A 22,467-nucleotide genomic window follows, 5' to 3' on the forward strand; every position below is an offset into this window, starting at 1 on the left:
TAGTTATAGGGTTCAGAATAATGTTCCTAGCTAGTTGAACCTATTCTTATTTTACATTACAAAGATATGTAATTAAAATGGTATTATGCAATACAAAGTAGTGAATTTTTTTATTAAAAATGATTAATGTGTTGATTTTCAGTTAAATAATTTTTAATGCAAAATTGATCGACAATTAATTTAACTTAAAATAAGGCTGAAAAACTTCAATTTCGGAGTCTGATTTCGTATTTTTGTTGTGAACTTTTCTGAAATATCAAATTAATATTCTGAATAATGACCAATATTTCTATATTTTACAGGACTTTATCTGCCTTACTGCTGCTGGGACCGCTGTGTTTCGGGCAATACCGCTTTAAGATCAATGATGCATCCAAAAAATACAATGCAGACATTACGGTTGAAGAATGCCAGACGGACGCCTGCCGGAATAAAGCAGAGATTGTATTGTCCGGTAAAAGCGGCGAGAAACTCCAAACGCTTGCTTCCGAAGATTTTGTCATGTATTTTAAAGAAGGATTAAAACCGTCAAATACCGGTACAGTAATCTTAACCCACGAAATGATTCATGATCAGCCTGTGGTTTTTGGAGATTTTAATTTTGACGGAACGGAAGATGTCGCGATAAGAAATGGCAGCGGTGGAAACTATGGCAGTGCTTCCTTTGATGTCTATGTTTTTAATTCCACAAGAAAACAGTTTGTTCCCAGTGCCGAACTTACTGATATTGCAAGTTCCTATCAGGGAATGTTTGATGTGGATGCCAAGCGGAAACGTTTGATCACCTACGCAAGATCAGGAGCTTCCCTCCATTATACCTACGAATATCAGGTGATTCCCAATAAAGGAATAGATATGGTCTACGAGAAAATCAGTGATTTCAATGATGAAAAAACAAAAGTGACCGTAAAAGAAAAGATTAACAACAAATGGATCGTTAAAAAATCATCCAAAAAATAAAATAAAAGGAAATGAAGATACAGAAGGAGATCGATTTTATCCTGGCAGTAGATGCCCTGAAAAACGTACAGAGAAGAAATTACAATGCCGATGATTCCAGAAGGGAAAACACAGCAGAACATTCATGGCAGATCATTATTCTAGCCCAGATCCTGTTTCCCTATGCTAAAAACCGTGCGGATATCGATCTTTTAAGAGTGATAAGAATGCTTTCCATTCACGATCTGGTAGAAATAGAAGCCGGAGATACCTTCCTCTTTGATGAAAAAGCCATGGTGGGAAAGTTTGAAAGAGAGAAAATTTCAGCCCAGAAGATCTTCGGAATCCTGGATGAACCTTTGCGTACTGAGTTTTTTGAGCTGTGGCTTGAATTTGAGGAAGAGAAAACTCCCGATGCTATTTTTGCCTGCTCTATTGACAGAATTATGCCGTTTATTCTGAACTCCCACACCTCAGGAAAAAGCTGGACGGAAGCCGGTGTTACTGAAAAGCAGATCAGAAATATGCTGGAAAATGCCATTACAAGAGCTTCAGATGAGATGGGAGAGGCGTTTGAAATGCTGCTGAACAGAAGTCTGGATACGGAGAAGGTTGTGAGATAAAACTGATAGAGGTTTAACACTTTGTATTTCCTTGCTAAGCACTTGTGCCTTTGTTTATCTTATCTTTAAAGAAATAAAAATGAATTCTTAGTTTTTCCTTGTGTTTAATAATCGCAAGGGCAAACAAAGTTTTTGAATTAGAAAATTTTAAATAAGATAAACAAAGGCATTTCATTTAAAAAAGTAAAACAAAAATATACGCTCGCTTTCAAAATGGAAAATGTGTCGTAATAGAATAGTTTCGGGCGGCCGGAGGCCGCCCGAAACCTCTAAACTCTTTGTATTTTCTTGCTAAGCACTTATGCCTTTGTTTATCTTATCTTTAAAGAAATAAAAATGAATTCTTAGTTTTTTCTTGTGCTTAATAATCGCAAGGGTAAACAAAGTTTTTGAAGCAGGAAATTTTAAATAAGATAAACAAAGGCATTTCACTTAAAAGAGTAAAACAAAAGTATACGCTCGCTTTCAAAATGGAGAATGTGTCGTAATAGAATAGTTCCGGGCGGCCGCAGGCCGCCCGAAACCTTCAACTCTTTGTATTTCCTTGTTAAGCACTTGCGCTTTTGTTTATCTTAAAAATCAAAGTTCAGCTACTAAAAAACTTTGTATAGCTTTGTGTTTAAAATAAATTTCAAAAGAAAAAGCAGGTTCACCGAACCTGCTTTTATATTATCATTATTTACAAAAATTATTTCAGCGTAAACTTCACCTTAGTTTTAATCGCATCCGAAGAATTCCCGATCTGCGCTTCAAAATCTCCCGGCTCAGCAGTCCACTCATGCTTCTCTGCGTCAAAATAGCTTAACGCTGTTTTATCGATCGTAAAACTCACTTCCTTTTGCTCACCGGGATTTAAATATACTTTTTCAAAACCTTTCAATTCCTTGGCAGGACGGGGTACAGAAGCTTTCAGGTCACTGATGTACAGTTGTGCGACTTCAGCACCGGTCTTTTTTCCAGTATTTTTTACACTGACCGTGAAGGTGATGGTATCACCTGCAGAAATTACCGTTTTATCGGCTTTTGCTTTTCCAAATTCAAAAGTGGTATAGCTCAGACCATGTCCAAAACTGAATAGTGGCTTGATTTTTTTCGTATCATGCCAGCGGTAGCCCACAAAAATACTTTCGTTATACGTAATATTAATAGGGTTTTTCTGGTCTTTTCCTTTTCCGGCTGCCAGTTCATCTTTCTGGCCCGGATATTCTCCCAACTGATGCGCTGAATTATCTTCAAGCTTTACAGGGAAGGTAAACGGAAGCTTTCCTGATGGATTGGCATCACCCGCAAGAACTGAAGCAATAGAATTTCCAGCTTCAGAACCAAGATACCATGACTGAAGAACAGACGGAACCTCTTTGATCCACGGCATAGCCACTGCATTTCCCGAAACAAGAACTACAGCAAGATTTTTATTTGCTTTTGCCAATGCAGAGATCACATGGTCCTGGTTATAAGGAAGTCCATAGCTTTTTCTGTCGTTGCCTTCGCTGTCCTGGAAATCCGATTTATTCAGTCCGCCTACAAAAATAACGTAGTCAGAGTTTTTGGCTAATGTTACAGCTTCATTCAGTAACTCATCTGCAGAACGCTCATCCTTTAAATTCTGTCCGGATTTTACCCCGTTGTATTCTCCTCCGATATCACCTACATATCCTCTTGCATACTGCACATCAGCCTGTTTTCCAAATCTCGCTTTGATACCATCCAATGGAAGGGTTTCATATTTTACTTTTAAAGAAGACGAACCGCCTCCTACAGTCATAATTTTAATGGCATTTTCACCGATAACCGCAATCTTTTTTGCTTTATTCAGATCAATAGGAAGAATGTTCCCCTGATTTTTAAGCAATACAATTCCTTCCTCGCCAATTTCTTTTGCCACAGCTTTATGTTCCTCAGAAGCTATATTTCCGAAAGGTTTATTCCTGTTCATCGTGGTTTTATATGCCAGACGAAGCAGTCTTGTCACCTTGTCATCAAGTTCCTGTGTCCCGACTTTTCCAGCTTTGATAAGGTCCAGATAAGGTTTGGCTAAATAATAATTGTCATAGGCATTTTTCGTTCCTGCAGAAAGACCGTTGGTCCAGCTTCCAAATTCCAGATCCAGTCCGTTATGAATGGCCTGCTCTGTATTATTGACAGCGCCCCAGTCGGAAACAACAACCCCTTTATAATTCCATTCTTTTTTCAGAATATCATTCAAAAGATATTGATTCTGGCTGGCATACTGGTTTTTGTACATATCATAGGCACCCATGATCGTCCATGAATCCCCTTCAGTCACAGCGGCTTTGAAAGGAGGAAGATAAATTTCGTAAAGAGCCCTGTCATCAACATTCACATTGCTGGTATGGCGGAACATTTCCTGATTGTTTAAAGCAAAATGCTTCACAGAAGTAGCTACACCATTAGACTGTACCCCTTTGATATAAGGAACCACCATTTTTGAAGTCAGGTAAGGGTCTTCACCCATATATTCGAAATTTCTTCCGTTCAGTGGAGTTCTGTAGATATTAACGCCGGGTCCCAGAAGAATATCTTTTTTCCGGTACCGGGCTTCCTCTCCTAAAGCTTTTCCGTAATTCCAGGACATTTTTTTGTTCCATGTTGCAGAAAGAGCCGTCAGGGCAGGGTAGGCGATGATAGAGTCATTCGTCCATCCGGCCTGGTCCCATTCATCCCACATCACTTCAGGACGTACCCCGTGAGGACCGTCTGTAGTCCAGAATTCAGGAATTCCAAGTCTTGGAACACCCGGTGAACTGAATTTTGACTGGGCATGAAGCATAGCCACTTTTTCTTCCAGGGTCATTCTGGAAAGAGCATCCTGAATACGCTGCTCTACAGGTTTTGATTCATCTAAATAAACAGGTTGAGTATGATTCTGAGCCATATACGAAGCAGCAATAAAAGTGAATAAACTTACAATGGCGGTTTTCTTTAACATAAAATGCCTTTTTATTGATTAACAACAAAAGTAAGTAAAATTTTTATTATCTCAAATTGAGAAAATAAATTTTAATCAATAAATTTTGTTTGGATTCGGGGTCCGGGTTCCGAGTTGCGGGATGCGGGTTTAAAAGTTGTGGAGCAAATTGTAATTTTATACAGTCTGAACTAAAAAACTCATATTTAGTATTTTGAAACCATTACTCTGAAATTTTGTCTCTGCAACCCCCCGAACCCCGAACCCCGTATCTCGAAACCTCGGAACCTTGAAACTTTGTATCCGGAACACTCATCACTCATCACTTATAACTTATCACTCATCATTTCGGGTCCTCCCATCCCTTCACCGCGCCGCCTTTGAAGATCTCCTCCGCTTTTTTTACTACTTCCGCAGATTGGTAAGCTTTTACAAAGTTTTTTACTTTATCAGAGTTTTTATTGTCATGTCTTGCTACGATAACATTGACGTAGGGAGAGTCTTTATCTTCACTGAAAACGCCCTGTTTTTCTGCATTCAAACCTGCCTGTGAGGCAAAATTATTATTGATCACCGCAATGGCAACTTCTTTGTCATCCAGTACTCTTGGGAGCTGTGGAGCTTCAATTTCCAGGATTCTCAATTGCTTCGGGTTTCCAATAATGTCTGTAACTTTTGGCAGCAACCCGATTCCTTCTTTTAATTTCAAAAGACCATTTTTCTGAAGCAGTAGGAGTGATCGTCCGCCATTGGTAGGGTCATTCGGAATAACGATCGTACTTCCGTTCTGAAGCTGGCTGATATTTCTGATTTTTTTTGAATAGGCTACAATAGGATAAACAAACGTATTTCCTACCACAGCAAGTTTGTAGCCTCTCTGTTTAGCCTGTTCATTCAGATAAGGCACATGCTGGAAAGCATTGGCTTCAATATCTCCGTTACTTAAAGCTTCATTCGGAACCACGTAATCATTGAAAGGAATCAGTTCAACTTCAAGATTGTATTTTTCCTTTGCTACTTTTTTGGCAGCCTCGGCAATTTCTAATTCAGGGCCGTAAGTAATTCCCACTACAATATGATTGGGATCATTTTTCTTTCCCGAACATGCATTAAATAGGAGAAGTCCAGCCATTAAAAGGCCTAGTATTTTTATTTTTTTCATTGGAATTTTATTATTTTAAAAAACTCTTAAAGGTGGCTGATATTAAGGTGGCTGAGGGACTCGAAGCCACCGTCAGGAGTTACCTATGATCAAATTTCTTCGCCAGTCTATCCCCCGCAAACTGAATGATAAACACAAGAGCAACCAGCAGTATTAATACAGCATTCATAATCACGGCATCATAACCGATGTAGCCATACTGATACCCTATCTGTCCCAATCCGCCTGCTCCCAGCGCGCCACCCATTGCAGAATAACCTACCAGAGTGATCAACGTGATTGCGGCATTATTGATCAGGGAAGGAAGCGCTTCAGGAAGCAATACTTTCTGAATAATCTGTAACGGGGATGCTCCCAGCGCCCTTGCTGTTTCAATCAGCCCATGAGGAACTTCCAGAAGGCTGTTTTCCACCAATCTTGCAATGAACGGAGCAGCTCCGACGCTTAAGGGAACCAATGCAGCATTCATCCCGATCGAAGTTCCGATGATGACTCTGGTGAAAGGGATCATCCATACAATCAGAATAATAAAAGGAATAGAACGGAAAATATTAACCAGAATAGAGATAATTCTGTAATAGGCTGTATTTTCCAACAGCTGGCCTTTTCTTGTTAAAAATAATAGAATTCCAACCGGAAGACCGAGAACAAAACCAAAAAAACCTGAAACAAACGTCATATAAACCGTTTCCCAAAGCCCCTTTCCCAAAAGAGAAATAAACGTATCACTAAGCATATCCTTTTACTGTATTTTGAATTTTATTCTGGTTAAAATAATAGATGGCTTTTTGATTGTCTTCCGCCTCTCCCTGAAGCTGAAGCAGCAGTTTTCCGAAGTTTGAATTCCCCAGATATTCAACATCTGCTTTCAGAAGTCTGTAAGGGATTTTATAGTGGTCATAAAGGGTTGAAAGAAGTTTTTCAACGCTGATATTTTCATTAAGTTCTATTTCTACCAACGGAAACAAACCGTTTTGCGGTTCTTTCTGAAGTTTTTTATTAAGTTCCTGAGGTATGGTCATGATATCTGAATTTATAAATTGGCGGATCACAGGATTTTCTTTATCTGAAATGATCTCGCTTAATGTTCCTTTTGCTAATAATTTTCCTTTGTCTATAACGGCTACATGGTTGCAGACTGCTTTGATGACTTCCATTTCGTGGGTGATCAGCAGAATGGTGATGCCCAGCCTTTGATTAATATCTCTTAAAAGCTGCAGAATCGATTGGGTAGTAGCCGGATCCAGCGCACTCGTCGCTTCATCACAGAGAAGAAGGTAGGGATCATTGGCTAATGCCCTGGCAATGGCAACCCTCTGTTTCTGTCCTCCTGAAAGGCTTTTCGGATAATCATTCGCTTTATCTTCCAATCCTACAATCTTCAGCAGCTCGTTGACTTTTTTGCGGATCTCCTCCTTGCTCACATGATCCAGCTCTAAAGGAAGGGCTACATTATCAAAAACAGTTCTCGAAGAAAGAAGATTGAAATGCTGGAAGATCATTCCTATTTTTTTCCGTTCACCAGCCAATTGTTTTGAATTTAAGTGGGTGAAATCCTTTCCGTTGATAATGATCTGGCCTTCTTCAGGTCTCTCCAGAAGATTTACCGTTCGGATCAGGGTGCTTTTTCCGGCTCCGGAAAATCCTATGATTCCTACGATGTCTCCCTTCTCTATATTGAGACTGATCTGATCCAGTGCTTTGAAAGACTGCTTCTTTTGATGAAATGTTTTTGAAATGTTTTTGATTTCTATCATTTTGAAAGTATAGTTTTAATTTAAATAGGCTGGTACGGTCTCACCGTTTTATGGACAAATCGTCTGAGTCTTCTTATTTTTACTTTTGAGCGTTTTGATAACCTGAAATATTTGGTCACATTGGTAAGCAGTACACCTAATAATATGATGGATAGCCCGTACAGCTGACTTCCGTTAATCGTTTGTCCTGCGACGATCCACCCCGCAAAAACGGTTACTATAGGATTAATATAGGTATGCGTACTCACCAAAGCCGCCGGTTTTACAGAAAGAAGCCATATGTAAGATAAATAGGCAACAATAGATCCGAAGAACACTAAGAACAGCACGCCGGCCCACGCAGATGCCGGAACATTGGAGAATGAAAAACCATGCCATTCTTTTCGGAATGCTGCAATAAGAAAGGAGGCAACCCCTGCTGTGATCAGCTGTTGAGCAATATTCATAAAGGTGGATTGCGATGCCGGATTTTTCTTGGAATATAAAGATCCCAGAACCCATGCTACCGAACTTAATGCCAGAACAATGAATGCTGTGATTCTAAGATTCCCGTTGACCGCCTGGTGGGATGCGCTGGAGACACTCCCGTTTAAGAACAGTATCAGTCCTGCAAAACCTATAATCAGCCCAATTGGAATGAATTTATCGGAGAAGTAATATTTCCAGTTTTTCTTATCAATCGCAATAAACCAGAAAGGACCTGTAGCAATCGCTATGGCTGCTTCAGAAGCAGAAACATACTGTTCTCCCCATGCAACGAGGCCCGTTCCTCCGGTAAGGATCAGTATTCCGGTGATGGCATTTTTTTTCCAGTTGATCAGAGAGCTTGCTTTTTCACCCCTGGCCAGAAGCCAGCCTATCATCAGAAGTCCGGCCGCTAAAAATCGGAATCCGGAAAGAATGAAGGGAGGAAATCCTTTCAATCCAAAGGATATAGCCAGAAATGTTATTCCCCAGATCACGTAAATATTGATGAATGCTACCGGCACCAGCCAGCTGTTTTTAGAACTGCTCATTGTGTATGTTTTTGTGCGATGTTTGTTAAAATAAAAAGGCCCTACAACGTGGTAAGGCCTTTGGAATATGTCATATAAAAGTAAGGTCAGCCACGGGTTTTCTGATGCATAGGCATACAGTTATACATCATCATAGTTTTGATGGTCTGTTTATTTATTAACTGATGTTGATGTCCTTGTTTCATTGTAATTTCTTTTCCTGAATACGGTTGCAAATATAAGGCATATATTTTTATTAGTCCACTAAAAAAGTAGACTTTTTGAATAAAAAATGTATGATTAATTTTATTTTGTTGATTATCAATTGTTTGTGTTTGTCGTGTGAATCGTATTTAATATAGGAAAGAGTCGGAAGGATGAAAAGCAAAAGGGTAAAATAGCGATTTAGCCTAACATCGTAATGGTTTAGCTGTTTGGCAGTTTCGCCTAAAAAAACGAAATTACCATAGATCATCACCTATTTTTCGAAAAGATACTAATTTTGAATGATTAATTTAAAAAACCAGAAACAATGGAAAGAACAGAAGTAGTTTTAGGAAAAGTGAGAGGAGAAATATTACTTTTCTCGGATGATAACAAGGCCGGAAAAATGGATATTTCTATTATCGGAAAAAAATTAACCGTTTACCATACAGAAGTTAATCCTGAATATGAAGGGAAAGGTTTTGCCAAAATATTACTCGACAGGCTGGTTTCCTATGCCAGAGAACATGATTTGAAAATAGTTCCGCTTTGTCCCTATGTGCACCTACAGTTCAAGCGTCATCCGGAAGAGTATAATGATGTTTGGCTGAAAGAGGAGGGAGAGTTATGAGTTATGAGTTATGAGTTATGAGTTATGAGTGATTCTGCGACTCAATTTAAAATTAAAATTTAATAAACATACAAGATAGTAAGTCTGAAATCTGACATCTTATGTCTAAATAAAAAAAACTATGCACGAACAACTCCTTTTAATACTGGGACTTCTCTTAATCGTCATGATGCTGGTCATGCTGGCGCAGCGTATTAAAATTGCTTATCCTATCTTTTTGGTTCTGGCGGGACTGGGAATCAGTTTTATTCCCGGAGTTCCGGTGTTAAAGCTGGATCCTGAAATTATTTTCCTGATCTTCCTGCCGCCGCTTTTGTATGAAGCCGCCTGGTATACTTCATGGAATGATTTCTGGAAGTGGAAAAGAACGATTGGATTATTGGCGTTCGGGCTGGTATTTCTGACTTCTCTGGTCGTGGCTTTTGCTTCACAGGCTTTAATTCCGGGCTTTACACTCGCTTTAGGTTTTTTGCTGGGAGGAATTGTTTCACCGCCGGATGCCGTTGCGGCAACAACCGTTTTAAAAGGTTTAAAAGTCCCAAAACGAACCATTGCTATGCTGGAAGGGGAAAGTCTGATCAACGACGCTTCATCATTGATTGTCTTCAGGTTTGCCCTGGCCGCAGTTATGACAGGTGTATTTTCCATGCAGGAAGCCACAGGACAGTTTTTTCTGGTAGCCGGAATGGGAGTGGTGGTAGGAATTGCCGGAGCGCATATTTTCTACGCTATTCATAAGTTTCTTCCTACAACGCCTGCCATTGATGCTGCGCTGACGGTAATGACGCCTTATATTTTGTTTTTGAGTGCGGAACATTTTCACTTTTCAGGAGTCATGGCGGTGGTAAGCGGTGGATTGTTCATGTCTTTCAGGGCTCATGAGATGTTTAAAACGGGAACCACAAGAATCAATATGACAGGGGTCTGGAATACTTTGATTTTCGTGATGAATGCTTTGGTTTTCGTATTGATCGGTCTGGAACTTCCTGATATTATCCATGGATTGGGGGAAACTTCTGTGATGGAAGGAATCAAATATGGTTTGATCATCAGCGGAATTGTTATTGTTGTCCGTCTTTTATGGATTTATCCTGTAGCTCACATTCCGAGATGGCTGAGCAAAAAAGTAAGACAGGATCCGAGTCCCGGATGGAAAAATCCGTTGATTATCGGCTGGGCAGGAATGCGTGGCGTGGTTTCTCTCGCAACGGCTTTATCGATTCCTGTGATGATGAATGATCAGACAGATTTCCCGATGCGGAATTTAATCATCTTCATCACCTTTGTCGTTATTTTTGTCACACTGGTTTTCCAGGGATTAACGCTTCCTTTGATTATTAAATTAACGAAAATTGAAGAACTCGATCCTATTTTGCCCTCGCATGAACAGCAGGCGGGAATTCAGATCAGACTGGATCATCTGGCCGTGAACCGTTTGAACGAAAAATATGAATCGGGTTTAAGCAGCAACAGCCTGATTGAAAACCTGAAGACAACGCTTGAAAATGATATCAGCCTTCACCAAAGCCATCTGAGCTCGCTGGAAATGTGTTCCAACAGGCAGAATGATCTGAAGGAATATCATGAGATCATGTTGGATATCTTCGCATTACAGCGAAAGGAATTGTTTAAAATGAAACGGGAAAAACAATTCAGCGACGGCGAAATCCGGAAAGCAGAATCACAGCTGGATCTGAATGAACTGAAAATTACAGGAAATAAGCACTTGTAATTGAAGGAACAGCTTTTAAGTTTGAATCAATGTTCAAATGAATGTAAAAACGAAAACAGATAAAAAATGAAAACACTGAATTTCTTAGTGATTGGAAAAAATCAGGAGATACTGGACACCTTAAAGCGCATCATCGAAAATAATGAAGGCTGGCTGGCGGATATTAAAACGGATGAAACCGAAAGCTATGATTACATACAGGATAATACGGTAGATATCGTTCTGCTGAGTTCCGGTCTGGAAGATCAGTTTGAAAAGGAGATTAAAGTTTTTTGTGAACATCTGGATAAAGAAGTGAAGGTGATTGATCATTATGGCGGCGGAAGCGGACTTCTGAAGAATGAGGTTTACCATCTTTTTCCTCACTTACAGCCGTAAATTTTTAACCTATGCTTGAAAATATCATTAAGAATGTTACCCGGTTCGTTGATCTGAATGAAGAAGAAAAAGAAAGATTCACCGATCTTTTAACCCATGAATCTGTACCTAAGAAAACGGTTTTGCTGCGGGAAGGAGAGGTCTGTAAGTTTGAAGGGTATATTCAGAAAGGATGTCTGAGAATGTACTGCGTTGATGATAAAGGGGTTGAGGTAACGGTATTATTTGCGGTAGAAGACTGGTGGATCAGTGATATTGCATCATTTCAGGAACAGCTGCCTTCAAAACTGAATATAGAAACACTGGAAGATTCCGAAATCTTCATGCTGAATCCTTCAACGAAAGAAAAATTACTGCAGGAAGTCCCGAAATTTGAAAGGGTTTTCAGAACATTGGTTCAGAGAAATCTGTTTACCCTGCAAAATCGTCTGGTAGATACGATTTCAAAATCTGCCTCGGAGCGGTATCTGGAATTTATAAAAGTATATCCTACCATTCCTAAAAGGGTAGCGCAGTATTACATTGCTTCGTACCTGGGAGTTTCTAAAGAATTTGTAAGTACGATCAGAAAGCGTTTAGGCTCAAAGGAAAAATAAGAGGTAAGGGTTTCGGGCGGCCGGAGGCCGCCCGAAACCTCATATTACATAATTCTGATCGGCTTCTTGAGCTCATCAATCGCTACAAAAGTGAAGTCGCCTACAATAGCTCTTTCCCTTTCATAAGAATACATCTGTTCGGTATAGATTTCTACATTCACCTTCATACTGGTTTTTCCGACGTGGGATACTTTCCCGATAAGCTCCACAATGGTTCCGGCAGGAATAGGTTTTTTGAAATCGATTTTATCGCTGCTTACGGTTACCACTCTTTTTCTTGCAAAACGGGTTGCTGTGATAAAAGCTACTTCATCCATCAGCTGCATGGCTGTACCTCCGAAAAGGGTGTCGTAGTGGTTGGTAGTATTCGGGAAAACGGCTTTAAAAATTCTGGTTTCGGATGCTGCAATTCTTTCTTCTGTAGTCATATTTCATTATTAAATTAATGCGAAATGAAATACTATTAAAATAACAGAACATGGCCAGGAACCATAGGAATTCCTGAAGTAGTCCATCAGATCAATAAACTTCAAATCGCGAAAGTTTTTTGTTTAAGAAATAGGCAGGTCTCCTGACTTGTAACATCTTTTACCTCCTTCCCGTGCTCTGCACAGTGGACTTTTGATAAAGACTTCAGTTACTTACAGTTGCGCGACAGTCCGTGATTTTCACACGGTTCCCTTTTAATCTGCGGTAGGCAGAACCAGTTTCTGTGATGAATTAGCGTTAAACTTTTTCAGAGGCAAAAATAAGAATAATACAGAGAAAAACGGCAATTATTCCGGACTATTGTAAATAATCTGGCTCATTACCCTTCCTTCCTTGATCGCCCAAAGCGTTACATACCTGTTTTCACCGGAGCCGTTGATCATATAAAGGTAGATATGATCATTATCGAGAGCCGTCACCCCTACATTGTTGAAATCCATGGTAGGCTGGAACATGTTTTTAATGGCTTCCCTTACAAAAACAGAACCTCTTCCGGGCTGCTGTACCCGGATGGATTTAATTTCAGTCATGCCTTCAGGAAGGCCGTCCTTGATTCCCCAGGGTTTGATTTTATCGATTGTAAGGATCTTTCCGTCCGCATCTTTTTCCTGCTTTCTGTAGCCGGCGTTGGACGGATAAACGTCAATCACCACCTTTGTTCTTTGTGCTGTCGGTATTTTAGGATTGCTGTTGTCGGTGAAAATAAGTGATTTCCCGTTCTTGGATTTGGAAGGGGTAAACTGAGGAAGCTGATCGATGTAAGCAATACGCTCCTTATTCACCATTCCTTCCTTTTCAAGGTTTTCATACCTTACAAACGGCTTTTCGTCGTCCTGTTTTTCAGGGTATTTAATCCAGATCCATTCCGTTTCTCCCGGAGCAGGTTTTACATAAACAAATACATCACCTTTACGCATTCTGATCTTATCTACGATTTTTCTGTAGTTATCCTTGTGGACACGTACATTGGCGTAGCCTTCCTCAGCCTTTACCACTCCAAAAGGAACTTTATTCTGCCCTTTGAAAAATGCTGTGGAAAAAAGACTGAAAGCGGACAAGTACAATGCTCTGTTTACGGAAATCATTTGATGAAATTTTTTGATCCCTCAAATATATAAATTAAATGCTTTTTTGCTCCTTAAAATATAATGGTATTTGATTAAAATTATTAATCTTCTTTAAAAAGTCTGAAAAAATCTTAATGACAGATCTGGGATTGGGTGTTCCTGGATATATTTTTCGAAATTTTGTGGTTAAAACTCTACGTAAAATCATTACCCTGAGTTCGGTTTTAAGTGGATCAATGACTGAATGAGAATCGGGGTGCTACATCCTTGGGATTTAACCTCAAAGTAGCTGTTTTCAAAAGTACTAGGAAATTTTTATCTTTAAAAACTGAAAATGTACTATTTACGTGTTAAGAATACGTAAATAATTTGAATTATTTTTTTCATAAGAAAACCATCAACAAAATAAATATGATCAAGAATCTACTTTTTATGTTTCTGTTTTTTTCAGGAGCAGCACAATTTCAGGCCGCCAGCAGAATGGAAAACATTTGCGAAGAATCTGCCTTTACTGTTCCAACGAACTTAGCGGCTACCAATATTACCTTTACTTCTGCTCATATCACCTGGGATCCTATACCCGGAGCTACAGGTTATACGGTGAGATGGAGGGTCCCATCATCTGCGGTATGGTCCTCGATGAGTATTCCTGCCGGTACCACTTCTGCTGATCTGAATAATCTTACACCCTGTGTGGCACAAATAGTTCAGGTGATTGATAATGCATCCGGAGATGTATCTTTTCCGTTAACCTTCTATACCCATCTGAATTATTGCAGATCCTATTCTACGAGCCTGGGAACAATGTATTTATCAAACGTTAAGGTAACTCCTGCCGCAGGACTTCCGGCTATGGTATGTTCTTCAGCGATGACAAGCCATACAGATTTCCGTCCGAACCCAACCTACCAAATACAGCTTGGGGTGGGGTCCCTCAATAATATTTTATCGGTAACACCCAGCTGGACAGGAGCACCTTTGGCATCTTACGTAAAAGCGTGGATAGATTTTAATGCGAATGCAATTTTTGAAGCTTCGGAAATGATTGTTTCTACAACGGTAGATTCTACAAATCCTAAAGCCTTTATATTTAATGTTCCTTCTGATGCCAGCATCACCCAGTGCGGAACAGCGATGAGGGTAATCATCAGCGAAACAGAACCTGCTGGTCCATGCGAATTATTTATGTATGGAGAAGTGGAAGACTATGGAGTAACTTTTGTGAACACGAATCTTGCTGTAGATGAATCTGCGAAAACCAAAGAAATCAGCATCTATCCCAATCCGGTTTCCGATGTTTTGCACATTTCAGGACTTACTGAACCCACCGACTATGAAATTTTTTCAGTTTCGGGACAGAAAGCAGGAGAGGGAAAGACCTCTGGAAATACTTTGAATGTAAGCCACCTTACCAAAGGAATTTATTTTATTCAACTTAAAAATAAAGAAACACCAACCCGTCTGAAATTCATCAAAAAATAAAAAACAAAATAGCGCTGAAAAAATCAGCGCTATTTTTTTATAAAGTTAAAAGTCGTAAAATCTACCCATAAGTAAAAATCCAACCCGCAATTTTCACATCACCACCACATCATCAAATCAACACATCAACCCATCATCCCATCACCAAATCAAATCCTCTCCAGCTCATCCGCATTAATCGTCGTCTTAAAAGTCCCGTAATTCACCGTCACTTTATTCTTGGAGATTTTCTCAATGGTTCCTACACTTGTACTTCCCGGAATACGGACACGCTGGCCTTCTTTCATCCAGACGGCACGGTCGGTTTTACGTTTTTCTTCCAGTTTTTCATTGGTTTCTGCGATTTTTTCAATCACTTCTTCCTTTTTAAGCTGCTGTGTGATCTTTCTTTTAACCACCTGAAGACGTTTGGATTCATCTTTATCAGCGCCTATTTTCCTGAATTTTTCCTGTTCAAGGATCTTTACAAAATCTTTGACCACATCTTTTCTGGATTTTCCTTTTACATAACTGTCGATGAAGGTTTCAATTTTATTTCCGAACTGAAGTTTACGGTGTTCCTCCTCATACAGTTTTTGGAAATTGAAAAGCTTTTGCTGCAGCTGGTCATTCAGTTTCTGGAGATTGTCACGTTTGTCTTCCACGGATTCTTTTCTTTCCGCAAGATCGGTTTTCAGTTTTTCAACCTCAAATTTTTCCTGCTGAAGCTTTACAATCGTTTTATCCAGGTTTACAATATCATGTTCCACTTTCTTTTTTGCGGCATGAATAATGAATCTTGGAATTCTGTTTTTCTCAGCGACCTCAAAAGTAAACGAACTTCCTGCCTGTCCCACTTCCAGTTTATACATAGGTTCCAGCGTCTCTTCATTGAAAAGCATGGCTGCGTTTTCAGCATGCGGAAGCTGTTCTATAACCAGTTTGATATTTGTATAGTGCGTGGTAATGATGGCAAAACTTTTCTTATCATAGAAATATTCCATGAAGCTTTCCGCCAGGGCACCACCAAGTTCCGGATCAGATCCTGTCCCGAATTCATCAATAAGAAGCAGGGTATTGGCATCAGCCTCACGGATAATTCCGGCCATTTTCTTAAGTCTTGATGAATATGTAGAAAGATGATTTTCAATGGATTGGTTGTCACCAATATCCGTCATGACTTTTTCAAAGAAAAACATTTCAGATCTCGGATGAACCGGCACCAGAATCCCGCTCTGGATCATCAATTGAAGCAATCCTACCGTTTTCAGGGTGATGGATTTTCCGCCTGCATTCGGACCTGAGATACAGATAATTCTGTTCTGGTCAGTCAGTGACAGCGTCTGTGGATGAATAATCTTGTTTTCTGCTTTATTTCTCAGCCACAGCAGCGGATGGAATGCATCTTTCAGTTTTAAAGTTTTGTGACGGTTGATCTTCGGAAGAATTCCGTTCACCAGTTCTGCAAATTTTGCTTTCGCTCTGGTAAGATCAAGGTCAAAAATATAAATCTGGTATCTCCACAGCTGAGGCTGGAATTCTGCCAGTTCAGCCGTAAGTTTTCTGAGAATCTTATCAATCTCTTTTTTCTCTTCCTCTTCATTTTCGCGCAGCTTGAAATAATGCTTTACAACGCTGTCCGGCTGGATGTAGGTAATGGAACCTGTTTTGGAAATTCCTAAAACTCTTCCCGCCACTCTTTTTTTGAACCCGGATTTTACCGCTAAAACCCTCATATCTTCAATGATTGTTTCCCGGATATCATCCAGAAATTCGCTTTGTCCGTAATTAAACAGCGCACGGTTGAAATTTTCCTGAATGGCTTTTTTAGCATGTTGAATTTCAGCTCTGAGCTCCTTTAAAACAGGAGACGCATCACTTTTTACTTCCCCGAAACGGTTAAAGACCTTATCAACTTTGTCAATGATCTCTTTCTTAAACTCCAGCTCAGAAACATCACCTATCAGATGAGGAAAGGTTTCGGGCATGGTTGGGAAAAACTTTTGAAGTTTTCCTATCTGTTCAGTTAACGTTTTTATTTTGATGAAAGCACTGTTTTCCAGACGGTAATTCTCAATCAGCATTAATTTCAGCTCACTTTCGATATCTTCATACTCATCGAACGGAATTGCATTTGAACTTTCAAAACTCGAAAGATATTCCGACGTTTTTTTCAGTGAAAGTTCCGCCTCGTCAATTTCCATGGGACGAAGTTGAAGAATTTTGTCTCTCGTTTTCGGAGAATACGCAAATGGAGAGATTTCCGCGAGCAATTGCGGAAACTCTAATTCGTTTAAATCTTCTTTATTTATATACACACTGCAAATTTAGTGAGAAAATGTGAATGTTACTTGAAAATGAGATAATTTGAGAATTTGAAAACGGGCAATGCATTCATTTTATTAAATTTGAAACATGAAACTGGAAACCGAACGCTTAATTTTAAAAAACATCAACGAAACCCATGTTGAGGATATTCTGAGAATTCGCAGCAACGAAGTCACTAATCAGTTTGTGCAAAGGAATTCTCCCAAAAACAATTATGATGCCCTGCAGTTTATTTTAACGATAAAAGAGAGAACGCAGAATAATCAGACTGTTTATTTTGGAATTGCCTTTAAAGATCAGCCCAATCTTATTGGAACCATCTGTCTCTGGAATTTTTCAGAGGACCGGAAAACGGCTGAGGTAGGCTATGAATTATTACCCGATTATCACAGAAAAGGAATAATGTCCGAGGCTTTAAAAGCTGTTTTAGAACTTGGTTTTAATGAGCTGCATTTACAGGAAATTGTTGCCATTACCAGCCAATTCAATGAAAACTCGAAAGGTCTTTTGCTGAAGCACCATTTTGCTTTGGAAGAAGGGAAGGAGGATGAAGGTTTTCCGGATAATATTATTTTCAGTTTAAAGAAAAACAAATGATTTTTTATTCAGATCAATCAGAACTGCAGTACTTTTATTGGGTAATATGAGAAACGAAATAAAATCATTGACCGGGCTTCGGGGTATTGTGGCATTATGGGTAACCGTTTTTCATTTCAGTTTTTTCGAAAATTATTGGATCCGGTCTGTGGTTGGAAAAGGATATGTTGCGGTGGATATATTTTTTGTCCTCAGTGCTTTTCTGCTTACGGTTTCTTACTCGGATAAGTTTAGGAATCTAAGTACTGAAGTTGTTCAAAGGTTCTATAAAAAAAGGGTCAACAGGATTTATCCCGTTTATTTTACCTCCGTTATTTTTATTGTTTTGTTTATTGCAGACAATGTATCGCTGTCTGAGTTTTTGGTCAATGCCGGATTGTTACAGTGCTTTTTTAATCCCAATTATTCTCTGAACGAAGTCTATTGGTCATTAAGTACGGAATGGATATGCTACCTGATATTTCCTTTTCTGCTCTGGATGATCCTTAGATACAGAATTAACGGCTGGATACTGGTCGCCGCGGGCTTGATTTTACGGGTGATCCTTCCTTATCTGCCGGATATGTACTGGGATGATGCTCCACTTATCGGAAACAGATCTGCACAGTACCTGGATGTTGTTTTTGGGGTGAATTCTTTAATAAGAACCATATCCTGTTATTTTCTGGGAATAGGCATTGCTTTTCTGCCGGAAATGAGGTGTAGGAAAAATAATCTGTTTATTTATGGAGTTGCAGCTGTATTTTTTCTGCTGCTGTACACAGGGCGTGGAGTGTTCTTCGTACCTCTTTTATCAGCACTTATCATCAGGCACCTTTATTCGGAAAGAAAAAGTCTGATCAAAACATTCCTGGAAACCAGAGTTGTTTATTTTTTAGGAAATATTTCATACTCGCTGTATATCATTCATTATATTGTGAGGAGACAAAAAATAATCCTTGTTGATTCTTATCTTCTCAATAGTTTTCTACTGATCGGATTTTCAATACTGCTGTCCTATTTTTCCTACATTCTGATTGAAAAAAGAATAAAAATATTTAAAACCTAACCCCACATCCTCACATTCCCACATCAACATATCATCAAATCATCAAATCATCACATCATCACATCAACCCATCATCAGATTTGGTATTACTGGAATAAAAGAATATTTTTGTAGTATAGTGAATGGCAAAGTATGAATGCATTGCCCCATGAACCCATTTTCAAATTATCAAATCAACCCCATGACCTGGACAGAAGTTTTAGCCCCGATAAAGAACACCGAATATTTTACCACCCTTTGGGAAAAAGTAAAGCAGGAATATGCATCAACCCAGGTTTTTCCGCCGAAAAATAAAATATTCAGGGCGCTGGAAATTACGCCTTTTGAGGAGGTTGAAGTGGTGATCATCGGGCAGGATCCTTATCATAATGATTACCAGGCTAATGGTTTGTGTTTTTCCGTTTCAGAACAGGTAGCGGCACCGCCTTCCCTGAAAAACATTTTTACAGAACTGAAAGATGATCTGGGAGTTGAAAGAACATCAAAAGAACTGGACGACTGGGGAAAACAGGGCGTACTGTTACTGAATGCTACTTTAACCGTCCGTGCCCATTCTCCCAATTCACATAAAGACCTGGGCTGGGAAAAATTCACAGACTTTGTCATCAAGGAAATTTCAGATAAAAAACAAAATGTAGTCTTTGTTCTCTGGGGAGCTTTTGCACAGAAAAAAGCCGAACTCATTGATCCGGCTAAGCATTTTATCTTAAAATCGGCGCACCCGTCACCGTTTTCTGTTTACAGAGGTTTTTATGGAAGCAAGCCTTTCTCGAAGATCAATGAATACCTGATCTCAAAAGGAAAGAAGCCTATTTCCTGGTAGAACCGGAAGTATCAGAACCTTCTTTTGTGAATTGGATCCCGATTCTGTATTTTCCTTCCAGAGCTTTTGCCCCGCCTTCAGATTTTGGAAATGGTGATACTTCTTTCAATGAAATGGTATATCCGTTGTACACTTCAGATTCGTGGTAATTTCTTCCTGCATTGTCCGAAGTAGCCAGCTCTAAAACCATAGGTCTGGAATACGTTCCCATCACTTCTACCTGAGCTACTGCCACGCCTGCCCAGATACAGTTCACTCCCTCAGGACAGCGGCTGTCTTCAGAAATACCTTTGAAAGTGACGCTCATTTCATACTCTTTCAGGAATTTATTTTCACCCTGATTAAAATAAACGATGCCGTCTTTCTGTACAGGATTTTTCGTTCCTTTTGTATTGGAAACTATTTCTCCGGAATCAGATTCCGTGGTTTTCGTCTTCTTTTGGGCGTTGCATCCCGCTAAGGTCAGCATTCCCACACTGAATATGATGGCTTTGTGAAACATAATTTCTTTTTTAATATTTGCGATGAAACTTAAAATAACTTGTGTTCGGGATAAGGCATTTTTGTTTATATAATTAGGTCAGGAAGCTTGAAGCCGGAAGAGGGAGGTTATTGTAGTCCAAAAGCAGAAATACACCGCGGTTTTATTAATTTTTTAATCCGCTTCAATACATTTAAAGGCTGCTATTTAATATTATTGTCTGGTAGTAACTTCCATCCTCTATCTTCCATCTTCCATCCTAAATAACATCAAGCATATCCAATACTACTACCAAAAACATTGCCACACCTACCACAAGGCTGAAACCTGTTCCGTAGATGAAACCGATAAATGCTCCTTTGGTAGATCTCAGCGCCTTCTTCATGTCCTTGCTGTCATGAAGAAGCTCCCCGATAAATACCCCCGCAAACATTCCGATCAGGAATCCCAGTGGAATAGGAATGAAGATCCCTACAATGGTTCCTACAATGGAGCCAATGCTTCCCCAGCGTGTTCCTCCGTATTTTCTGTTCGTTTTCGCAGGGATTACATAGCTCAGAACTGCAGAAATAGCGGTAAGGATACCGAATGCCCAGATGTAGATCATCGGCAGATCCGCATTGGTCCCGAATTTATAGATCAAAAGACCGCAGATGCTTAATAAAAGTCCCGGAAGAACAGGCAGAAATGTTCCCAGTATGCCCAGAAACAGTAAAATAAGACAGAGAATATTAATTAAGGTTGTATCCATTCTTTAAAATTATCAATGCAAGATAGGAAAAAAGAAGATTTGCGGAAGAGTTTTCAAAATTTGGGCTAAAAATTGATTGTCAAATACTAACATCATCATCCTTAATTTTATAAATTTGCTGTAATGAAAGACGAAATACAAGACACTAAAGGTTTTTTACAGGAAATCAGTGATCAGCTTTACATCTACATCAGCCAGGTGACGCCCGGCGGAATGGATTGGGTAGTGCATATTATTGTAAAACTGGCGCTGCTTTGTGCTGTATTTCTGGTAGTGGATTTTGTATTTAAATTCGCCATTAATTTTGTTTTCAGATTTTTTAGAAGTGATGAAAAATATCCTATAATCCGGTCAGTCTACCAATCGAAGATCTCCAATTCCGTTGCTCATTTTGCTGCGCTTTTGGTCGTTGGAGGCATACATCCTTCCATATTTCCTGCAACAGCCCTGCCCAAAACCAATATTTTTATCAACAGAACCATCAATTTAGGTTTGGTGCTTATCCTTGCCGGAATGCTGTACAGATCATTAACGGGTTTCAGATATTATTTCACCATAAAACAGGATTTCTATAAAATCATGGCCCTCAATGCCATCTCCGAAACCGTGAAGATTTTAGGAATATTCGTCTTTACAGTCGTAGGCATCTGTGTGATATTCGGGATCAAAGGAACAACCATTGTAGGGAGTCTGGGAGCCATTACTGCTGTGCTGGTACTCGTGTTCAGAGATACTATTTTAGGGTTTGTCACGGGAATACACGTCGCCACGTCTAAAAATCTTAAAGTAGGAGACTGGGTAAGCATCCCGAAATACAGTATTGAAGGAAATATCACGGATATCAGTCTATTGACCACGAAAATCACCAATTTTGATAAAACGGTCTCCACTATTCCTACTTATGATTTGCTGACAACAGAAATCAAAAACCTTCAGGTGATGTCCGAATCCAATACCAGAAGAATTAAAAAATCCATTTATTTTAATATCAATTCCTTTAAATTTTTAAATGCTGAAGATATTGAACGTTTAAAAGATATCAACCTGATCTCTGATTATATTGAAGAAAAAACTTTGGAGATCGAAAAGGAAAAACAAAGCCTGGAGCATAATGATAAAACCATCAACGGAAGACAGCTGACCAATATCGGCGTTTTCCGATATTATGCACAGAAATATATAGAAAATGACCCTGATATAGATCAGAACGGAGCCAAAATGGTCCGTCAGCTGGATATTACACCGCAGGGACTTCCCCTGGAAGTATACTGTTTTGCCAATGATTCCAAATGGGAGCATTTTGAACAGATTCAGGCGGATATTTTCGACCACCTGCTTGTTGCTTCAAAAGAATTTGATCTTCAGGTGATGCAGGTAAGCGTTAAAGTTTAAGAAAAGAAGTTAGAAGCTGGAAATTAGAAGTTAGAGGATGTGGGCGTTTTTTTATCTGTAATAAGTACTACAGAAGTACACCCA

21 protein-coding genes and 1 riboswitch are annotated in these 22,467 nt (G+C 39.4%); of the genes, 11 read left to right on the forward strand and 10 right to left on the reverse strand.

Features of this window, described 5'->3' with window-relative positions; genetic code table 11:
• Positions 1 to 276: 276 nt before the first annotated feature.
• Positions 277 to 960, forward strand: coding sequence for an XAC2610-related protein (locus JET18_RS04555; protein WP_202089423.1), 684 nt, complete (start codon positions 277 to 279; stop codon positions 958 to 960).
• Positions 961 to 971: 11 nt separating this feature from the next.
• A complete protein-coding gene (locus tag JET18_RS04560; protein WP_202089424.1) occupies positions 972 to 1,562 on the forward strand; it encodes an HD domain-containing protein in 591 nt (196 codons plus the stop codon).
• A gap of 688 nt (positions 1,563 to 2,250) precedes the next feature.
• Here the strand turns inward: JET18_RS04560 and JET18_RS04565 are convergent.
• From JET18_RS04565 to JET18_RS04585, 5 genes are all read right to left on the reverse strand, one after another.
• Positions 2,251 to 4,512 carry a glycoside hydrolase family 3 C-terminal domain-containing protein gene (locus tag JET18_RS04565; protein ID WP_202089425.1) on the reverse strand — a complete coding sequence of 754 codons (2,262 nt, stop codon included), beginning with the start codon at positions 4,510 to 4,512 and terminating at the stop codon, positions 2,251 to 2,253.
• Between the two features lie 322 nt (positions 4,513 to 4,834).
• Complete coding sequence (metQ, locus tag JET18_RS04570) at positions 4,835 to 5,653, reverse strand: methionine ABC transporter substrate-binding lipoprotein MetQ (RefSeq protein ID WP_202089426.1); 819 nt, start codon at positions 5,651 to 5,653, stop codon at positions 4,835 to 4,837.
• Between the two features lie 79 nt (positions 5,654 to 5,732).
• On the reverse strand, positions 5,733 to 6,389 hold the full coding sequence (locus tag JET18_RS04575; RefSeq protein WP_202089427.1) for a methionine ABC transporter permease MetI: 657 nt from the start codon (positions 6,387 to 6,389) through the stop codon (positions 5,733 to 5,735).
• On the reverse strand, positions 6,382 to 7,410 hold the full coding sequence (locus JET18_RS04580) for a methionine ABC transporter ATP-binding protein (RefSeq protein WP_202089428.1): 1,029 nt from the start codon (positions 7,408 to 7,410) through the stop codon (positions 6,382 to 6,384). Before JET18_RS04580 ends, JET18_RS04575 begins: the two co-directional genes overlap by 8 nt.
• A gap of 20 nt (positions 7,411 to 7,430) precedes the next feature.
• Complete coding sequence (locus JET18_RS04585) at positions 7,431 to 8,426, reverse strand: EamA family transporter (protein ID WP_202089429.1); 996 nt, start codon at positions 8,424 to 8,426, stop codon at positions 7,431 to 7,433.
• Positions 8,427 to 8,937: 511 nt separating this feature from the next.
• On the opposite strand from JET18_RS04585, the gene JET18_RS04590 reads away from it, so the two are divergent.
• The 4 genes from JET18_RS04590 to JET18_RS04605 all read left to right on the forward strand — a co-directional run bounded on the left by JET18_RS04590 (position 8,938) and on the right by JET18_RS04605 (position 11,946).
• Entirely contained in the window at positions 8,938 to 9,240 is a 303-nt protein-coding gene (locus JET18_RS04590) for a GNAT family N-acetyltransferase (protein ID WP_202089430.1), read from the forward strand.
• Positions 9,241 to 9,361: 121 nt separating this feature from the next.
• Complete coding sequence (locus tag JET18_RS04595; protein WP_202089431.1) at positions 9,362 to 10,972, forward strand: Na+/H+ antiporter; 1,611 nt, start codon at positions 9,362 to 9,364, stop codon at positions 10,970 to 10,972.
• Positions 10,973 to 11,038: 66 nt separating this feature from the next.
• A complete protein-coding gene (locus JET18_RS04600) occupies positions 11,039 to 11,350 on the forward strand; it encodes a hypothetical protein (protein ID WP_202089432.1) in 312 nt (103 codons plus the stop codon).
• Between the two features lie 11 nt (positions 11,351 to 11,361).
• The gene (locus tag JET18_RS04605; RefSeq protein WP_202089434.1) at positions 11,362 to 11,946 is read left to right on the forward strand and encodes a Crp/Fnr family transcriptional regulator; all 585 of its coding nucleotides are present in this window, start codon (positions 11,362 to 11,364) and stop codon (positions 11,944 to 11,946) included.
• A 44-nt stretch (positions 11,947 to 11,990) separates the two neighbouring features.
• Here the strand turns inward: JET18_RS04605 and JET18_RS04610 are convergent, their stop codons facing one another.
• Positions 11,991 to 12,374: an acyl-CoA thioesterase gene (locus JET18_RS04610; protein ID WP_202089435.1), complete on the reverse strand. Its 384-nt coding sequence runs from the start codon at positions 12,372 to 12,374 to the stop codon at positions 11,991 to 11,993.
• Between the two features lie 116 nt (positions 12,375 to 12,490).
• A riboswitch (cobalamin riboswitch) is annotated at positions 12,491 to 12,669 on the reverse strand.
• A 53-nt stretch (positions 12,670 to 12,722) separates the two neighbouring features.
• Positions 12,723 to 13,520 (reverse strand): hypothetical protein, encoded by a 798-nt coding sequence (locus JET18_RS04615; RefSeq protein WP_202089437.1) that lies wholly within the window; start codon positions 13,518 to 13,520, stop codon positions 12,723 to 12,725.
• A gap of 393 nt (positions 13,521 to 13,913) precedes the next feature.
• On the opposite strand from JET18_RS04615, the gene JET18_RS04620 reads away from it, so the two are divergent.
• Positions 13,914 to 14,984: a GEVED domain-containing protein gene (locus JET18_RS04620; RefSeq protein WP_202089442.1), complete on the forward strand. Its 1,071-nt coding sequence runs from the start codon at positions 13,914 to 13,916 to the stop codon at positions 14,982 to 14,984.
• 149 nt (positions 14,985 to 15,133) lie between these two features.
• Here the strand turns inward: JET18_RS04620 and JET18_RS04625 are convergent, their stop codons facing one another.
• Positions 15,134 to 17,281 carry an endonuclease MutS2 gene (locus tag JET18_RS04625; RefSeq protein ID WP_202089444.1) on the reverse strand — a complete coding sequence of 716 codons (2,148 nt, stop codon included), beginning with the start codon at positions 17,279 to 17,281 and terminating at the stop codon, positions 15,134 to 15,136.
• A 97-nt stretch (positions 17,282 to 17,378) separates the two neighbouring features.
• On the opposite strand from JET18_RS04625, the gene JET18_RS04630 reads away from it, so the two are divergent.
• The 3 genes from JET18_RS04630 (at position 17,379) to JET18_RS04640 (ending at position 19,759) form a co-directional block, all read left to right on the forward strand.
• A complete protein-coding gene (locus tag JET18_RS04630; RefSeq protein WP_202089445.1) occupies positions 17,379 to 17,888 on the forward strand; it encodes a GNAT family N-acetyltransferase in 510 nt (169 codons plus the stop codon).
• A 46-nt stretch (positions 17,889 to 17,934) separates the two neighbouring features.
• Positions 17,935 to 18,936, forward strand: coding sequence for an acyltransferase family protein (locus tag JET18_RS04635; RefSeq protein WP_202089446.1), 1,002 nt, complete (start codon positions 17,935 to 17,937; stop codon positions 18,934 to 18,936).
• A gap of 181 nt (positions 18,937 to 19,117) precedes the next feature.
• The gene (locus JET18_RS04640; protein WP_202089447.1) at positions 19,118 to 19,759 is read left to right on the forward strand and encodes a uracil-DNA glycosylase; all 642 of its coding nucleotides are present in this window, start codon (positions 19,118 to 19,120) and stop codon (positions 19,757 to 19,759) included.
• Here JET18_RS04640 and JET18_RS04645 read toward each other — a convergent pair.
• A complete protein-coding gene (locus tag JET18_RS04645) occupies positions 19,746 to 20,261 on the reverse strand; it encodes a hypothetical protein (protein ID WP_202089448.1) in 516 nt (171 codons plus the stop codon). The genes JET18_RS04640 and JET18_RS04645 overlap by 14 nt on opposite strands.
• A gap of 238 nt (positions 20,262 to 20,499) precedes the next feature.
• Positions 20,500 to 20,991: a DUF456 domain-containing protein gene (locus tag JET18_RS04650; RefSeq protein ID WP_202089449.1), complete on the reverse strand. Its 492-nt coding sequence runs from the start codon at positions 20,989 to 20,991 to the stop codon at positions 20,500 to 20,502.
• Positions 20,992 to 21,114: 123 nt separating this feature from the next.
• On the opposite strand from JET18_RS04650, the gene JET18_RS04655 reads away from it, so the two are divergent.
• Positions 21,115 to 22,383 carry a mechanosensitive ion channel family protein gene (locus tag JET18_RS04655; RefSeq protein WP_202089450.1) on the forward strand — a complete coding sequence of 423 codons (1,269 nt, stop codon included), beginning with the start codon at positions 21,115 to 21,117 and terminating at the stop codon, positions 22,381 to 22,383.
• Positions 22,384 to 22,467 lie beyond the last annotated feature (84 nt).

It is taken from the genome of Chryseobacterium endalhagicum, from assembly GCF_016745235.1.
GTDB classification, from domain to species: domain Bacteria; phylum Bacteroidota; class Bacteroidia; order Flavobacteriales; family Weeksellaceae; genus Chryseobacterium; species Chryseobacterium endalhagicum.

What these genes read in the sequence shown, in the direction of transcription:
- JET18_RS04620 (WP_202089442.1), top strand. Translation starts at nt 13,914, where the DNA reads ATGATCAAGAATCTACTTTTTATGTTTCTGTTTTTTTCAGGAGCAGCA.
- JET18_RS04575 (WP_202089427.1), bottom strand. Translation starts at nt 6,389, where the DNA reads ATGCTTAGTGATACGTTTATTTCTCTTTTGGGAAAGGGGCTTTGGGAA.
- JET18_RS04565 (WP_202089425.1), bottom strand. Translation starts at nt 4,512, where the DNA reads ATGTTAAAGAAAACCGCCATTGTAAGTTTATTCACTTTTATTGCTGCT.
- JET18_RS04630 (WP_202089445.1), top strand. Translation starts at nt 17,379, where the DNA reads ATGAAACTGGAAACCGAACGCTTAATTTTAAAAAACATCAACGAAACC.
- JET18_RS04610 (WP_202089435.1), bottom strand. Translation starts at nt 12,374, where the DNA reads ATGACTACAGAAGAAAGAATTGCAGCATCCGAAACCAGAATTTTTAAA.
- JET18_RS04555 (WP_202089423.1), top strand. Translation starts at nt 277, where the DNA reads ATGACCAATATTTCTATATTTTACAGGACTTTATCTGCCTTACTGCTG.
- JET18_RS04595 (WP_202089431.1), top strand. Translation starts at nt 9,362, where the DNA reads ATGCACGAACAACTCCTTTTAATACTGGGACTTCTCTTAATCGTCATG.
- JET18_RS04635 (WP_202089446.1), top strand. Translation starts at nt 17,935, where the DNA reads ATGAGAAACGAAATAAAATCATTGACCGGGCTTCGGGGTATTGTGGCA.
- JET18_RS04560 (WP_202089424.1), top strand. Translation starts at nt 972, where the DNA reads ATGAAGATACAGAAGGAGATCGATTTTATCCTGGCAGTAGATGCCCTG.
- JET18_RS04600 (WP_202089432.1), top strand. Translation starts at nt 11,039, where the DNA reads ATGAAAACACTGAATTTCTTAGTGATTGGAAAAAATCAGGAGATACTG.
- JET18_RS04585 (WP_202089429.1), bottom strand. Translation starts at nt 8,426, where the DNA reads ATGAGCAGTTCTAAAAACAGCTGGCTGGTGCCGGTAGCATTCATCAAT.
- JET18_RS04645 (WP_202089448.1), bottom strand. Translation starts at nt 20,261, where the DNA reads ATGTTTCACAAAGCCATCATATTCAGTGTGGGAATGCTGACCTTAGCG.
- JET18_RS04605 (WP_202089434.1), top strand. Translation starts at nt 11,362, where the DNA reads ATGCTTGAAAATATCATTAAGAATGTTACCCGGTTCGTTGATCTGAAT.
- JET18_RS04650 (WP_202089449.1), bottom strand. Translation starts at nt 20,991, where the DNA reads ATGGATACAACCTTAATTAATATTCTCTGTCTTATTTTACTGTTTCTG.
- JET18_RS04655 (WP_202089450.1), top strand. Translation starts at nt 21,115, where the DNA reads ATGAAAGACGAAATACAAGACACTAAAGGTTTTTTACAGGAAATCAGT.
- JET18_RS04640 (WP_202089447.1), top strand. Translation starts at nt 19,118, where the DNA reads ATGACCTGGACAGAAGTTTTAGCCCCGATAAAGAACACCGAATATTTT.
- JET18_RS04590 (WP_202089430.1), top strand. Translation starts at nt 8,938, where the DNA reads ATGGAAAGAACAGAAGTAGTTTTAGGAAAAGTGAGAGGAGAAATATTA.
- metQ (WP_202089426.1), bottom strand. Translation starts at nt 5,653, where the DNA reads ATGAAAAAAATAAAAATACTAGGCCTTTTAATGGCTGGACTTCTCCTA.
- JET18_RS04580 (WP_202089428.1), bottom strand. Translation starts at nt 7,410, where the DNA reads ATGATAGAAATCAAAAACATTTCAAAAACATTTCATCAAAAGAAGCAG.
- JET18_RS04615 (WP_202089437.1), bottom strand. Translation starts at nt 13,520, where the DNA reads ATGATTTCCGTAAACAGAGCATTGTACTTGTCCGCTTTCAGTCTTTTT.